This is a genomic window from Pseudundibacterium arcticum (assembly GCF_042646465.1).
In the GTDB taxonomy this organism is placed as follows: Bacteria; Pseudomonadota; Gammaproteobacteria; order Burkholderiales; family Burkholderiaceae_D; genus Undibacterium_A; species Undibacterium_A arcticum.
The window spans coordinates 21,832-37,093 of the sequence record NZ_JBHRTP010000012.1; the positions used below are offsets into that span (position 1 = coordinate 21,832).

Consider the following 15,262-nt stretch of genomic DNA (forward strand, 5'->3'; position numbering starts at 1 on the left):
CAAAGGAAAAGTCAATGCGACGGCTTCAGACCTGCACTGTCTTAGCGATACGCTGCGCCATCTGTACGGCATCGTGTGCATTTTTTGCCTCGACCATCACCCGGATCAAGGGCTCGGTGCCGGACGCGCGAATCAATACGCGCCCGCTGTCGCCGAGCTCGCGCTCGACATATTCTTTTTCAGCCACCATCGCCGCATTTTTTTGCCAGTCGAAACCGGCCGCGACCTTGACGTTGATCAGCGTCTGTGGGTAGAGCGTCAGTTGTTCGGTACATTGCGCTAGCGATTTGCCGCTGCGTTTCAGCGCCGACAGCACTTGCAGTGCCGACACGATGCCGTCGCCGGTGGTGTGCTTATCGAGGCACAGTAAATGCCCCGAGCCCTCGCCGCCCAGTTGCCAGCCCCGCTCGTTCAATGCTTCGAGCACGTAACGGTCCCCGACTTTGGCGCGCGCGAAGCCAATGCCCATTTCCCCAAATGCGACTTCAAGCGCCATGTTGGTCATCAGGGTGCCGACAGCACCGAGAACGGGCCCGGTAGCCATCCTGTCCTTGACGATCACGTACAGCAATTCGTCACCGTTATAAATCCGACCACTGGCATCGACCATCAGCAACCGGTCGGCATCGCCATCGAGTGCAATACCAATATCGGCCTTGTGCTCCTGCACTGCCTTGGACAGGGCCGCCGGCGACGTGGCACCGAAACCGTCATTGATGTTCAGGCCATTCGGTTGATTACCGATGGCAATCACCTCGGCACCGAGCTCATGAAACACGTGCGATGCAATGTGATACGCCGCGCCATGAGCGGAGTCGGTCACGATTTTCAGGCCACGCAAATCGAGCTCGTTCGGGAATGTGCTCTTGCAAAATTCGATATAGCGCCCGGCGGCGTCGTCCAGTCGTTTTGCCTTGCCCAACTTGTCCGATGACACGCAACCCATCGGTTGCTCCAGCGCCGCTTCGATCGCGAGTTCAACCGCATCGGGTAATTTATTACCCTGGGCGGAAAAAAATTTGATCCCGTTATCCTGATATGGATTGTGCGACGCCGAGATCACGACGCCGGCAGTCAGGCGCAATGCGCGTGTCAGGTAGGCGACGGCCGGGGTCGGCATCGGCCCCGCCAGCATCACATCCACGCCGGCGGCGGCAAAACCGGCCTCCAGCGCGGCTTCCAGCATATAGCCTGAAATCCGGGTGTCCTTGCCGATCAGAACGGTCGGCTTGGCCAGTTCCGACCCAGCGCGCATTAATACCTGCCCTGCGGCATAACCGAGCCGCATCACAAAATCCGGGGTGATCGGGGCAGTGCCTACCAGGCCGCGCACGCCATCGGTGCCAAAATATTTTCGTGACATTTTTTCTTCCGTTCCAATTAATTTGTCGCTGCCTGCCATACTTTTAACGCGTCTAGCGTTTCCGCCACGTCATGTACACGCAGAATCCGGGCGCCGTTCTTCACCGCTACCAAGGCAGCCGTCAAGCTGCCTGCCAGTCGCGCCTCGACCGGCCGATTGGTGATTGCGCCGATCATCGATTTGCGCGACAGGCCGGCGAGCACCGGCAGATCCAGCGCGGTTTCGATTTGCCCGATATTTTTCAGCAATGCGAGATTATGTGCCAAAGTCTTGCCGAAGCCAAAACCGGGGTCGATGCACATGCGCTCGCGCGCGACGCCGGCCGCTTCCAGTGTCGCGACCCGCTCGCGCAAAAAAGCGATCACGTCGGCCACGATATCCTGATAATGGGGATCGACCTGCATGGTCTGCGGGTCGCGCTGCATGTGCATGATGCATAAGGCACAGTCGCTGTCGCGGACCGCGTCGATGGCACCGGGCGCCTGGAAGCCATTGATGTCGTTAATCATGTCGACACCGGCGGCGATCGCCTCACGCATCACTTCCGGTTTGTAGGTATCGATCGACAACGGTTTGCCGCCATCGCGCAACGCATACAGCAGCGGCATCACGCGCCGCAATTCTTCCTGCAACGGCAACGGTTGCGCACCGGGGCGACTCGACTCACCGCCGATGTCGATGATATCGGCGCCTTCGGCAATCATTTGCTCGGCGCGTGACAGCGCCGGCTCGAGCGCATGGTACTGTCCGCCGTCGGAAAATGAATCAGGCGTCGCATTCAAGATACCCATGACCAGGGGTTTGAATTCGCTACCCGTCATCGGCAGGCGATAACGCCCGAACTGCAGGTGGTGTTGCATATTTTATGTTTGAGCTGCTGCTGGAAAACAAAAAGGGCGAGGACTGCTCCTCACCCTTCTCTCGGACTACTTCAGTCAGGTCAGCATTGCACCGCGATCAGGCTGGTGCCGTCGCGGTTGGAGTAATGCCGCCTGGCGGTTTGTCGGACGACGATCTTTTCGCCGGGGCGCCACTCACCGGCAAACGCGGTTCGCGACCTTCCATGATGTCGTTGATCTGATCGGCATCGATGGTTTCCCATTCGAGCAGAGTCTTGGCCATCAATTCGACCTTGTCACGATTTTCTTCCAGCAATTTGCGCGATAGCGCATATTGCGTGTCGATAATGCTGCGGATTTCAGCATCGACCTTCTGCTGCGTCGCTTCCGACACTGTTTTGGACGCCATGCGGCCAAAATAGGCATCCTGCTCGCTATCCTCATAGACCATGGTACCGAGCGATTCCGACATGCCGTAACGCGTCACCATCGCACGGGCCAGCTTGGTGGCGCGCTCAAAGTCGTTCGATGCGCCGGTCGACATCTGGTGCATGAAGATTTCTTCTGAAATGCGTCCACCGAACAGGATCGCGATCTCTTCCAGCATCTTGTCCTTGTACAGATTCACGCGATCGAATTCCGGCAACTGCCAGGTCAGGCCCAGCGCAAAACCGCGCGGCATGATGGTGACTTTGTGCACCGGATCCGCCTTCGGTAAAAGCTTGGCTACTACGGCATGGCCGGATTCGTGATACGCGGTATTGCGGCGCTCTTCCTCGCGCATCACGGCCGATTTGCGCTCCGGGCCCATGACGATCTTGTCTTTGGCATCCTCGAAATCCTGCATTTCCACCAGACGTTTGTTGCGGCGGGCCGCGAACAAGGCCGCCTCGTTGACCAGATTCGCCAGATCAGCGCCGGAAAAACCAGGCGTACCGCGTGCCAGGATGTCGGCCTTGACGTCCGGTGCGATCGGCACCTTGCGCATATGCACATACAGAATCTGCTCGCGGCCGCGAATATCGGGCAAGCTGACCACGACCTGGCGATCGAAGCGGCCCGGACGCAGCAGCGCCTTGTCAAGCACGTCGGCGCGGTTGGTGGCAGCGATCACGATCACGCCGGCATTGGCTTCAAAGCCGTCCATCTCGACCAGCAGCTGGTTCAGCGTCTGTTCGCGCTCGTCATTGCCGCCGCCCATACCGGCACCGCGATGACGGCCGACTGCATCGATTTCATCGATGAAAATAATGCAGGGCGAATGTTTTTTCGCGTTGTCAAACATGTCGCGCACGCGCGAGGCGCCGACGCCGACGAACATTTCGACGAAGTCGGAGCCGGAGATGGTAAAGAATGGCACTTTTGCTTCGCCGGCAATCGCACGCGCCAGCAGGGTTTTACCGGTACCCGGAGGGCCTACCAGCAAGACGCCGCGCGGGATGCGGCCACCCAGCTTTTGGAATTTGGTCGGATCGCGCAGGAAGTCGACCAGTTCCGCCACTTCTTCCTTGGCTTCATCGCAACCGGCGACATCGCCGAAAGTCACGGTATTGCTGGCCTCGTCGAGCATTCGCGCCTTCGATTTGCCGAACGAAAAGGCACCGCCCTTGCCGCCACCCTGCATCTGGCGCATGAAGAAGATCCAGACGCCGATCAAGAGCAGCATCGGGAACCACGAGATGAACACCTGGGACAGGAAGGATTGTTCTTCCGGTTGCTTGACGTCGAACTTGATGCCGTTATTGATCAGGTCGCCAACCAGGCCCCGATCGAGCACGGTGACTTGGGATTTGATTCGCTTGCCATCCTGGGTTGTCGCGACGATAGTGCGGTTCGCCTCGTCGATCGTGGCGTCCTTGATATGTTTCGCCTTCACCTCGTCCAGGAAATCAGAATAGGCGATCGAACTCGCGCCGGTGGTGATTCCGCGACCGTCGAACTGCTTGAACACCATGAAGAGAACCAGGGCGATCACGACCCAGATGGCGGTTTTGGAAAACATATTATTCACAACAACTCCTTAGACGCAGCGCGCGCTTTACCTATTTTACCGGCTGATGTACTCACCGATTTTACCTGCATTGACTGTTCCTTGCCAGAAGGCAGTGCAGCTCGGTGATCGAAAGCAAAAATTGCAATTTAAATAATAAGCTTCGCGGAAGTACAAGGCCATCTGCAACGTCTGCCCCGCTTTTGATTGAAATCCATGAACCTGCTGGCCAGATGCGGGCAACCTGATCAAAAACAAGCCAATTTGTCCTAGACTACTGGATTTTTCAGGGCTCTACCCAACAAAAATATTTCGGACGATTTATCGCGGCTGGCTTTCGGTTTCTTGGAGGAAACACTGACGAATTCCTTCTTGAATTTTTCGACGATCTGACTGTAGCCGACGCCATTAAAGCATTTGACCAGCAAGGCACCGGACGGCTTCATGTGAAGCTGAGCGAATTCGACCGCCAAATCGATAATATGTTCCATCCGGGCCGCATCGGCTGACGGAATGCCGGACAGATTGGGCGCCATATCGGACAATACGAGGTCCGCCTTGCGCCCGTCCAGCAGCGCTTCGAGTTGGCGCAGGACGCGCGCTTCGCGAAAATCGCCAAGGATGAAGTGGACGTCCGCGATCGGTTCCATCGGCAGCATGTCCAGCCCGATGATGGTGCCGTGAATCCCGCCGCCATCCTTCCCGGCCAGCTTGTTGCGCACATATTGCGACCAGCTGCCCGGCGTCGCGCCGAGGTCAACGATGACCTGGCCCGGCCTGATCAGCTTGTCGCCTTCGTCGATCTCCTTGAGTTTGTAGGCGGCGCGCGCGCGATAGCCCTCCTTCTGGGCCAGCTTCACATACGGGTCGTTAATGTGATCATGCAGCCAGTTTTTGTTTAATTTCTTCTTTGCCATTCGCGTAGAATACTGCTTTTAGAGGATTTTTCATGTTGAAATTAACACCCGCCGAACGCAGCGTGCTGCGTTCCGATGCGCATGGACTAAGTCCGATTGTCTTGATCGGCGAAGCCGGCCTGACCCCGGCCGTGCTCAAGGAAATTGATCTGGGGCTCGACTCACACGGTCTGATCAAGGTCCGCGTATTCGGCGATGATCGCGAAGCGCGCATCGAGATGTACCAGACCATCTGCGCCGATCTGCGTGCCGCGCCGATTCAGCACATCGGCAAGCTGCTGGTAATCTACCGCCCGAAAAAAGAAGCCGCCAAGGAGCGCAGCGAAAAAGGCGGCAAGGGCCTGCGCGAAGTCACGATCGTCAAACCCAGCCCGAGCGGCACTAAGCGCCCATCAGTGACCAAGGTGATGGTCAAGGGCAACGAACGCGTCACCCAGGGCGGAAACATCAAACGCGCCAAACCACGTCAGGCCAGCGCCAAGAAACGCTCGCTCGGCAACCGTTGATCCAGCCACCCGGCCAACATCCCTGGATAAATACTGGATACAGTATTACAGGGACCCGCTTATAAAACATGCGGTTCCAACATGTTTTATAAGATACTCCCCGCAAAATGACCGAATCCGGTGGCGTGCTTCTTGCCACCCGTGATGGTATCAGATCGCCGCAGTACTAGCGTATCTTTAAAATCAGCGCCACGCCCAGCACGCTTTCGATCATATAGATGAGGCTGGAAGCCCCGTGCAGCAAGCCGAATTGCATCCTGAGGTCCGAATTCATCACGCCGCCGACGGTGGCGGCAGATGCGCGCAGCGACGCCATCAACGGCTGCAAGCCAAACTGCATCAACAACGCGCATGACAGCATGCCGATAATGACGTTCAACAGCGTCTTTGCCTGCATTTTCACCGCTTGCTCTTGCGCGCGCTGCGTTCCCATTCTTAGCAAAGCAATCAGTGCGATGCCGCAGGCGAGTGAAACCCAGGTCTGCACCCGGAACAGACTGCCGGCGATGGTGCCCGCCAGCGTTCGGTCGAACAAGGTGGCAAACAGGGTTGGCGCCACCAGATAGCCGACCGTCCACAAACTGCCTACCCAGATGGTGGCAATCAGCAACCGGGCACGCTGATTCAGCAAGACAGGCATCCCGATCAGATGTAGAGCACGTCAATTACTTCATACTCGCGCGGGCCGGCCGGCGCTTTCACCTCGACCACGTCGCCGGCGTACTTGCCGATCAGCGCACGTGCGATCGGCGAAGTAATCGACACCTTGGCTTCCTTCAGGTCGGCCTCATCTTCACCGACGATCTGATATCTCACCTTCTGGCCCGACTCCAGGTCTTCCAGATGAACGGTCGCCGCGAACACAATGCGCCCTTCCGCGTCGAGCGTCGTCGGGTCAATGATCTGGGCAGCGCTGAGCTTGCCTTCCAATTCGGCAATGCGGCCCTCAACGAACGACTGACGCTCCTTGGCGGCGTCGTACTCGGCATTTTCCGACAGGTCGCCATGCGAGCGCGCCTCGGCGATCGCGTTGATCACGGCGCGGCGTTCCTTGGTTTTTAGATTCTGAAGTTCTTCTTTCAGAAGTTCGGCGCCGTACTTGGTAATGGGGACTGAGCTCATTGTCTTTTGTCTATCTATTGTTGATTTGCTAAATGTTCAAGTTGGAAGAGTGCAGCCTCCCGACCGCACACACTGCCGCATGACCAGAATGCGGCGGCCCAAGTGAAAACCACAGAGGTCACAAACAACACCGAGAGACTCGATGTCTTCTGTGACCTCTGTGGCAAAGGGCTCGCCAGGAAATAGCTTGAACGTTTTTGCCGGCCATAGCCGGCGCACTGCTACGTTGCTCGCCGCTGGTAGTGGCGGGCACTACGGCGCGTCGAGCGCCTTGCATTGCATCCCGCTATGCCCGCCAAAACACCCAGGCTATTCCCTGACGAGCCCTTCTTCGATGATGAGCTCAGTGTAAAGTTTTATGCAGCCCTTGTAAATCATACACATGCAACTCGTCGAGATGGCGCATCCCCTCCACCGCCGCCTCGGCACCAGCGATCGTGGTGTAGGTGGTCGCCCGTGCCGCCAGCGCCGAGGTGCGGATCGTGCGTGAATCAGTGATCGCGCTACGCTTTTCCTCGACGGTGTTGATGACCATCGCGATCTCATGGTTCTTGATCATGTCGACCACGTGCGGACGGCCTTCGACCACCTTGTTGACAGTCGTCACTTCGATCCCGGCTTCGCGGATCGCTGCTGCCGTACCCTTGGTGGCAACCACCGCAAAGCCGAGCTTGACCAAGTCGCGAGCGACCTGCACCGCGCGCGGCTTGTCGCTGTTCTTGACCGACAGGAAGACCTTGCCCGAGCGCGGTAGCTTGATGCCGGCGCCCATTTGCGATTTGACGAAGGCCTCGCCGAAGGTCTTGCCAACGCCCATCACCTCGCCGGTCGACTTCATCTCGGGTCCTAAAATGGTATCGACGCCGGGGAATTTGACGAACGGGAACACCGCTTCCTTGACGCTGAAGTAAGGCGGCACGACTTCGTTGATGATGCCCTGGCTATCCAGCGACTGACCGACCATGCAACGCGCGGCGATCTTGGCCAGCTGCAATCCGGTTGCCTTCGACACGAACGGCACGGTGCGCGAGGCGCGCGGATTGACTTCCAGCACGTAGACCACATCCTCGGTCTTGCCGTCGATTTCTTGCTGCTGGATCGCGAACTGCACGTTCATCAGGCCGACCACGTTCAGGCCCTTCGCCATCAAGGCGGTCTGGCGCTTGAGTTCGTCGATCGTTTCCGGTTTGAGCGAATACGGCGGCAGCGAGCAGGCCGAGTCGCCCGAATGCACGCCGGCCTGTTCGATATGCTCCATCACGCCACCGATGAAGGTGCGCTGACCGTCGGACAGGCAGTCGACATCGACCTCGATCGCATCGTTCAGGAAGCGGTCGAGCAGCACCGGCGAGTCATGCGAGACCTTGACGGCTTCGCGCATGTAGCGCTCGAGATCCCGCTGTTCATGCACGATTTCCATCGCGCGGCCGCCCAGCACATAGGATGGGCGCACCACCAGCGGATAGCCGATTTCCTGTGCCAGGCGCAAGGCATCTTCCTCGGTACGGGCGGTGCGGTTCGGCGGCTGGCGCAGATTGAGCTGATGCAGCATCTGCTGGAAACGCTCGCGGTCTTCGGCGGCGTCGATCATGTCGGGCGAGGTACCGATGATCGGCACGCCGTTCGCTTCCAGATCGAGCGCCAGCTTCAGCGGGGTCTGGCCGCCATACTGCACGATCACGCCGACCGGTTTTTCCTTGTCGACGATTTCCAGCACGTCTTCCAGCGTCAGCGATTCAAAGTACAGCCGGTCGGAGGTATCGTAGTCGGTCGACACGGTCTCGGGATTGCAGTTGACCATGATGGTTTCATAGCCGTCTTCGCGCATCGCCAGCGCCGCGTGCACGCAGCAGTAATCGAACTCGATACCCTGGCCGATACGGTTCGGGCCGCCGCCCAGTACCATGATCTTTTTCTTGTCAGTCGGGTTCGACTCGCACTCTTCCTCATAGGTCGAGTACATGTAAGCGGTCTTGGTCGAGAATTCGGCGGCGCAGGTATCGACTCGCTTATAGACCGGTCGGATATTGAGCGCGTGGCGCTTCTCGCGTACCACCTTGTCGGTGGTCTTCAGCAGCTTGGCCAGCCGGCGATCGGCAAAACCCTTTTGCTTGAGTTTGTACAGTAGCGCCTTGTCGATCGCGTCGAGGGTCTGGGTTTCGAGCCACAGCTCGATGTCGACGATCTCCTTGATCTGGATCAGGAACCACGGATCGATGTGGGTCAGGTGATGCACTTCTTCCAGCGTAAACCCTTGAGCGAACGCGTCGCCGACATACCAGATACGGTCCGGCCCCGGCTCGCCCAGTTCTTCCTCGATCTTCTCGCGGTCGGTGGTTTTTTCGTTCATGCCGTCAACCCCGACTTCGAGGCCGCGCAGGGCCTTCTGGAACGATTCCTGGAAGGTGCGGCCGATTGCCATCACCTCGCCAACGGACTTCATTTGCGTGGTCAGATGGTGGTCGGCCTGCGGGAATTTTTCAAACGTAAATCGCGGGATCTTGACCACCACATAATCGATCGACGGCTCGAACGAGGCCGGCGTCGCGCCGCCGGTGATGTCGTTGCGCAGCTCGTCGAGCGTGAAGCCGACTGCCAGCTTGGCCGCGATCTTGGCGATCGGGAAGCCGGTCGCCTTCGATGCCAGCGCCGATGAGCGCGACACGCGCGGATTCATTTCGATCACGATCATGCGGCCGTCGGCCGGGTTGATCGAGAACTGCACGTTGGAGCCGCCGGTATCGACGCCGATCTCGCGCAGCACCGCCAGCGAGGCGTTGCGCATGATCTGGTATTCCTTGTCGGTCAGGGTCTGCGCCGGCGCGACCGTGATCGAGTCGCCAGTGTGCACGCCCATCGGATCGAGGTTTTCGATCGAGCAGACGATGATGCAGTTGTCGGCCTTGTCGCGCACCACTTCCATCTCATACTCTTTCCAGCCGATCAGCGATTCCTCGATCAGCAGTTCGGAGGTTGGCGATGCTTCCAGGCCGCGCTTGCAAATCTCGACGAATTCTTCCTCGTTGTAGGCGATGCCGCCGCCGGTGCCGCCCATCGTGAACGACGGCCGGATGATGACCGGGAACCCGAGTCCCTTCTGCACTGCCCATGACTCGTCCAGCGTATGCGCGACGCCGGACTTGGCCGAGCCGAGGCCGATCTTGGTCATCGCATCCTTGAACTTGGAGCGGTCCTCAGCCTTGTCGATCGCTTCCGGCGAGGCGCCGATCAGTTCGCATTGATACTTGGTCAGGACGCCATTATGGTGCAGATCCAGTGCGCAGTTCAGCGCGGTCTGACCGCCCATGGTCGGCAGGATTGCATCCGGTCGCTCCTTGGCGATGATGCGCTCGACCACCTGCCAGGTGATCGGCTCGATGTAGGTCACGTCCGCCATTTCGGGGTCGGTCATGATGGTGGCCGGATTGCTGTTGACCAGGATCACCTTGTAGCCTTCTTCGCGCAGGGCCTTGCAGGCTTGCGCGCCGGAATAGTCGAACTCGCAGGCCTGGCCGATGATGATCGGACCGGCGCCGATGATGAGGATGCTCTTAATGTCTGTACGTTTTGGCATAAACCGTGACCATTTTGTGGCCGCTCCGCTTGGCTTGAGTCCTGCTCGGACTCAGCTCAAGGCCGGGCGGCACTTGATTGAAAAATTTGTACATCTGTACTGCCAGTCCTACCAGTGCGACCGGCTCAGGCGATTGTTGCCGTCGCCAGCTTGGCACTGAAGCCGATGAACATCAGACCGACGCCGCCCTTCAAACCGGCTGACAGGTTGCGGCGGCGGCGAAACGCGGCCGCCAGTCTGGCACCTGAAAAAATCAGGGTGCTCAAATACAGCGCGCTGAAAAACTGCACAATCACACCCAGGATCGTGAACGACAGCGCCGGATAGGCGTAGCCGGGGTCGACGAACTGGATGAAGAAGGAAATGAAAAACAGAATCGCCTTCGGATTGAGCAGACTCAGCAACAGCGCCTTCTTGAACGGATGGGTGTCGTCGGCGGCTGGCCTGACCTCGTTGGCCAGGTCGCGCACCGGCGACCGCTGCGCGACACCTTGCCAGACCCCTTTCAGCATCTGTACGCCGATCCAGGCCAGATAGGCCGCGCCGGCGTATTTGACGGCGATGAACGCGGTTGGGTACGTCTTCAGCAATGACGCTGCGCCCGCCGCGGACAGCACCATCAAGACCGTATCACCGAGAAACACACCGCACGCACCCAGATAGCCGGCCCGGACTCCGCGCTGCGATGCGACGCTCAGCACATACAGTGAGTTGGGGCCTGGCAGCAGAATGATGAAGATCACCCCGAGCACATAGGTTGTCATATCGGTGATGCCGAACATCGCGTTAACCCTTGTTCTGCTGCATCAGATTGATGAAGCGGTCGAACAGGTAGCCGATGTCGGTCGGACCGGGCGAGGCTTCCGGGTGCCCCTGGAAGCAGAACGCGGGTTGGTCGGTGCGCGCGAAGCCTTGCAGCGATCCATCGAACAGCGACACATGGGTAACCCGGCAATTGGCCGGCAAGGTGTCCGGATCGACCGCGAAACCGTGGTTTTGCGAGGTGATCAGCACCTGCTTGCTGTCGAGGTCCTGCACCGGATGGTTGGCGCCGTGGTGGCCGAATTTCATCTTCATGGTCTTCGCGCCGGAGGCGAGCGCCATGATCTGGTGGCCAAGACAGATGCCGAAGGTCGGGATGCCGCGCTCGATCAGTTCTTTGGTAGCAGCGATCGCGTAATCGCAGGGTTCCGGATCGCCGGGGCCGTTGGACAGAAAGACGCCGTCCGGATTCAGCGCCAGCGCATCGGCGGCCGAAGCCTGCGCCGGCAAAACCGTCACCTTGCAGCCGCGCTGCGCCAGCATACGCAGGATGTTGCGCTTGACACCATAGTCGAATGCGACCACATGGTATTGCGGCGCGGTCTGCGCACCATAACCCTGACCCAGCGCCCACTCGCTCTCGGCCCAGCTGTAAGGTGACGTCGCGCTGACCACTTTGGCCAGATCCATGCCGGCCAGACCCGGAAAGGAACGTGCCAGCGCCAGCGCCTGATCGGCGTCGTCGCCGACCAGAATTGCGCCGCTCTGGGCGCCCTTCTCGCGCAGCAGGCGGGTCAACTTGCGGGTATCGATACCGGCAAGCGCGACGATGTTTTCGGCGACCAGATAGTCGGACAGGCTCTGCGTCGAACGGAAGTTCGATGCCATCAACGGCAGATCGCGGATGATCAGGCCGGCGGCGTGGATCTTGCTCGCTTCGACGTCTTCGAGGTTGATCCCGGTATTGCCGATGTGCGGATACGTGAGGGTGACAATCTGGCGCGCGTAGCTGGGATCGGTAAGGATCTCCTGATAGCCGGTCATTGCTGTGTTGAAAACTACTTCACCGATGGTATGGCCGGTCGCGCCGATGGAAAAACCACGAAAAATCGTTCCGTCTGCAAGCGCTAGAATGGCTGGAACGGTGTGGCCAGAAAAAAATGGCGGCAAGGGTAACTCCTGAATTGTTACCGTAGCTACGCCATGCCAAGGATGACCGTTACCGGTGCAACATGATTGCACTTTGGATCCGTATCGGTCGTTTTTTGGGGTTTGAATGGTGGTATGCGCTACGGCGGGTATAAGATTGGCTAAACCTTGCAATTATAGCGCAAAACGCCCTGCCCGGCAATGAGCCTGCGGGCAAGGCGTCCTGTTTTGCCGCCCGGCAAAGGCGGCGAGAGGATGAGCGCGATATGCTTACCGCATATCGGCAAAGCTGGACAATTACAAGGCAAGGGCCGCGATACCGGCCTTCGCGATTTGTGCGTCTTCGGTCGATTTCACGCCGGAAACGCCGACCGCGCCGACGCACTGGCCATGCACCATGATAGGCACACCGCCTTCGAGCATGCCGGCAATCTCCGGTGCCGACAGGAAGGATACGCGGCCGCCGTTGATCATGTCTTCATAAACCTTGCTTTCGCGGCAACCCAATGCAGCGGTCTTGGCCTTGGCCGGCGCGATATGCGCGGAAATCGGTGCCACGCCGTCCAAGCGCTGCAACCACAGCAGATGACCGCCGTCGTCGACGATAGAAATCACGACTGCCCAGTTATGCGCTATCGCTTCCGCTTCAGCGGCGGCGGCGATCTTCTTGACGTCGTCAAGGGTCAAAATTGGCTTGGAGTGCATCATATTTCCTGAAATAAATGAACCGCGATTGTACGACAGGCCCGTTTCACGATCTATCAAAACTGTTTTGATTACTACGCACCAATCAAGCCGCCGCTCCGCACTACCAGTTTCGACAACAGCGGCATAAGTTTTGACAGTGCCACCGTATTCGCTTACATTGCGTCAGTCATACAGAACGGGATTGCCACGATGACAACCAGTCAATTACAGCGTCTGCGACGCATACTCGTATCCGTCGGCCTGGCTCTGGCCAGCGGCTGCGGAGCGGGGCTGGCCTGGAGCCGCGAGGCGCCCGACCCGCCCGAGGCGGCGATCGTGGCCGCGCCGGCGGTCAGCGCTGCGGCCGCGATCGTTACGCCGCCTGCCGCCGCCACGCCGCTGACCAAGCTGCAAGTGCTGAGCAACCGCGCATCCGAACTGGCACTGCGCGCCATCGGCATGCTCGGAATCAATTACAAGTACGGCGGCAATACGCCGGAAAATGGCCTCGACTGCAGTGGTCTGGTGCGTTACGTCTTCAAGGAATCCTGGGGCACCAACCTGCCGCGCACTGCGCTCGAAATCAGTCACGTCGGCGAAAAAATCGACAGCACAGACCTGCAACCGGGCGATCTGGTGTTCTACAACACGCTAAAACGCGGCTTTTCACATGTCGGCATCTATCTTGGCGACAATAAATTCATCCATGCGCCGTCCAGCGGCGGCCAGGTCAGGATCGAAAGCATGGACCTCGGTTATTGGAAAAAACGCTTCAATGGCGCGCGTCGGGTCAGCAATCCGGCGGCTCCGCAATAATCTGCCGCAACCAATAAAAAAAGCTGCATCGGTGTCGGTGCAGCTTTTGTGTGGCAAAACTGATTGGTCAGCCACTCACTGTTCGCGCTTGGCCTTCAGCTTTTGCTTGATGTCCGCCATCGCCGCGTAGGCAGCCTGTTCGCCAGCCAGAATCGCCAGGTTGCGGCCATTGAAGTCGTTGCCCTTCATGCTGCCCAGCCCCGGCTGAATCACGATATCAGCCTCTTTCAGCTCATGCTGATTGATGCTTTGGCCCATGATCGCAAACGACTGCATCAGCACCTCGACCGCGCTGACCGCCTGTTGCTGGTCTGGCTGCGACGAGATATTGACTGCGATGACAAAATCAGCCCCCATCTCATGGGCGAAGCGCACCGGCACCGGCGACACCAGGCCGCCATCGACATATGAATGCTCGCCGATCCGGACCGGCTGGAACACGCTCGGCACCGCCGATGATGCGCGCACCGCCAGACCGGTATTGCCGCGTTGAAACAGAATCGGCAGGCCGGTCTTCAGGTCTGTCGCGACCGCGCCGAATGGCGTCTTCAATTTTTCCAGCGGCACATTGTGTACCGACTTGTTCACATAAGCTTGCAGCGCCTCACCCTTCAATACCCCAGTCGATTTGGCGAACAGCGGCACGGCCCAGTCCGAAATTGCGCCCTCATCCATATCTAGCGCCATTTTCTGCAACGCGAAACCGTTGTTGCCGGCCGCATACAAGGCGCCGACCAGGCTGCCTGCGCTGGTACCGACCACGATATCGGGCACGATGCCCTGCGCCTCCAGTGCCTTGATCACGCCGATATGCGCAAAACCGCGCGCCGCGCCGCCACCTAGCGCCAAACCGATTCGGACGTTATGCAGTGGTTTGGGCGGCGTTGGCTGCGCGATCGGCGAAATTACCGGCGGCGCACCGCTAGCGCAGGCTGCGAGCAGGATGGCGCTGGCGATGGAAGTGAACAACAGACGAAATCTGGACATAGTATGGATATTGGACACCGGCAACTTTGCACCGAAGAAAACGATTATTGGGAGAGGGAAAATATACTGCAGCGGGTATTTTTGTAAAGCCAATGAGATCAAGGGCATTCAGGCATTTTAAAGCATACTCCTGGAAAAGTGGCGATACGCGAGGATGGAAGCCGGCGCAGAGCCGCAGATGGAACGCAACAGAGGCTGCCTAAAAACGCGGCAGCGGCAAATTGTAGCCGATGTCGCGTCCCGCCGGGATAAGCGCGGCCGGGATCTGGTCACGCAGAAATGAAGATGAGCGGTCGCACCGCGCGATGCGGCCCATTTGCCGGGCGCGTCTGCGCTGACCGGCGCAGATTAATATGCATGCGAATGGCAGGCCAATGGCAGGCGCAGTGCAGACCACCCGGAATGCCGGCTGCGCCATATGCCAGGGCGATCCGTGATCGTCCGTCACCGCACGACCACGCATGGAATATACTACCTGCAGTATAAGTTCATCCCGCGGCGCGCTCGAATTCCAAGTGCAACATTTTTTATGAAAGAATGTTGCATGGCA

General features: G+C 58.8%; 14 protein-coding genes. 2 read left to right on the top strand and 12 right to left on the bottom strand.

All coding sequences use genetic code 11. The features are described 5' to 3' along the window. Positions 1 to 25: 25 nt before the first annotated feature. The 4 genes from glmM to ACFOFO_RS05430 form a co-directional block, all read right to left on the bottom strand. Complete coding sequence (gene glmM / locus ACFOFO_RS05415; protein WP_390323591.1) at positions 26 to 1,363, bottom strand: phosphoglucosamine mutase; 1,338 nt, start codon at positions 1,361 to 1,363, stop codon at positions 26 to 28. A 17-nt stretch (positions 1,364 to 1,380) separates the two neighbouring features. Continuing rightward, complete coding sequence (gene folP, locus ACFOFO_RS05420; protein ID WP_390323590.1) at positions 1,381 to 2,223, bottom strand: dihydropteroate synthase; 843 nt, start codon at positions 2,221 to 2,223, stop codon at positions 1,381 to 1,383. Between the two features lie 97 nt (positions 2,224 to 2,320). Beyond that, entirely contained in the window at positions 2,321 to 4,213 is a 1,893-nt protein-coding gene (gene ftsH, locus ACFOFO_RS05425; protein ID WP_390323588.1) for an ATP-dependent zinc metalloprotease FtsH, read from the bottom strand. Positions 4,214 to 4,461: 248 nt separating this feature from the next. Continuing rightward, the gene (locus ACFOFO_RS05430; protein WP_390331054.1) at positions 4,462 to 5,109 is read right to left on the bottom strand and encodes an RlmE family RNA methyltransferase; all 648 of its coding nucleotides are present in this window, start codon (positions 5,107 to 5,109) and stop codon (positions 4,462 to 4,464) included. A 32-nt stretch (positions 5,110 to 5,141) separates the two neighbouring features. On the opposite strand from ACFOFO_RS05430, the gene ACFOFO_RS05435 reads away from it, so the two are divergent. Continuing rightward, on the top strand, positions 5,142 to 5,615 hold the full coding sequence (locus tag ACFOFO_RS05435; protein ID WP_390323586.1) for a YhbY family RNA-binding protein: 474 nt from the start codon (positions 5,142 to 5,144) through the stop codon (positions 5,613 to 5,615). 166 nt (positions 5,616 to 5,781) lie between these two features. Here the strand turns inward: ACFOFO_RS05435 and ACFOFO_RS05440 are convergent, their stop codons facing one another. The 6 genes from ACFOFO_RS05440 to ACFOFO_RS05465 all read right to left on the bottom strand — a co-directional run bounded on the left by ACFOFO_RS05440 (position 5,782) and on the right by ACFOFO_RS05465 (position 12,927). Continuing rightward, positions 5,782 to 6,255, bottom strand: a complete 474-nt coding sequence (locus ACFOFO_RS05440) for a DUF4149 domain-containing protein (RefSeq protein WP_390331056.1) — start codon at positions 6,253 to 6,255, stop codon at positions 5,782 to 5,784. A 5-nt stretch (positions 6,256 to 6,260) separates the two neighbouring features. Continuing rightward, a complete protein-coding gene (gene greA / locus ACFOFO_RS05445; RefSeq protein WP_390323583.1) occupies positions 6,261 to 6,737 on the bottom strand; it encodes a transcription elongation factor GreA in 477 nt (158 codons plus the stop codon). A 343-nt stretch (positions 6,738 to 7,080) separates the two neighbouring features. Then, positions 7,081 to 10,311 carry a carbamoyl-phosphate synthase large subunit gene (gene carB, locus ACFOFO_RS05450; RefSeq protein WP_390331058.1) on the bottom strand — a complete coding sequence of 1,077 codons (3,231 nt, stop codon included), beginning with the start codon at positions 10,309 to 10,311 and terminating at the stop codon, positions 7,081 to 7,083. Positions 10,312 to 10,436: 125 nt separating this feature from the next. Next, positions 10,437 to 11,093: a leucine efflux protein LeuE gene (gene leuE, locus ACFOFO_RS05455; protein ID WP_390331060.1), complete on the bottom strand. Its 657-nt coding sequence runs from the start codon at positions 11,091 to 11,093 to the stop codon at positions 10,437 to 10,439. A gap of 4 nt (positions 11,094 to 11,097) precedes the next feature. After that, entirely contained in the window at positions 11,098 to 12,243 is a 1,146-nt protein-coding gene (carA, locus tag ACFOFO_RS05460; protein ID WP_390323581.1) for a glutamine-hydrolyzing carbamoyl-phosphate synthase small subunit, read from the bottom strand. Between the two features lie 276 nt (positions 12,244 to 12,519). Then, complete coding sequence (locus tag ACFOFO_RS05465; RefSeq protein ID WP_390323578.1) at positions 12,520 to 12,927, bottom strand: GlcG/HbpS family heme-binding protein; 408 nt, start codon at positions 12,925 to 12,927, stop codon at positions 12,520 to 12,522. 192 nt (positions 12,928 to 13,119) lie between these two features. Here ACFOFO_RS05465 and ACFOFO_RS05470 point away from each other — a divergent pair, with 192 nt between their 5' ends. Further along, complete coding sequence (locus ACFOFO_RS05470; protein ID WP_390323575.1) at positions 13,120 to 13,725, top strand: C40 family peptidase; 606 nt, start codon at positions 13,120 to 13,122, stop codon at positions 13,723 to 13,725. 75 nt (positions 13,726 to 13,800) lie between these two features. Here the strand turns inward: ACFOFO_RS05470 and ACFOFO_RS05475 are convergent, their stop codons facing one another. After that, a complete protein-coding gene (locus ACFOFO_RS05475; RefSeq protein WP_390331062.1) occupies positions 13,801 to 14,712 on the bottom strand; it encodes a patatin-like phospholipase family protein in 912 nt (303 codons plus the stop codon). 199 nt (positions 14,713 to 14,911) lie between these two features. Then, positions 14,912 to 15,262: hypothetical protein (locus ACFOFO_RS05480; RefSeq protein WP_390331063.1), on the bottom strand; the 351-nt coding region annotated here is incomplete at its 5' end.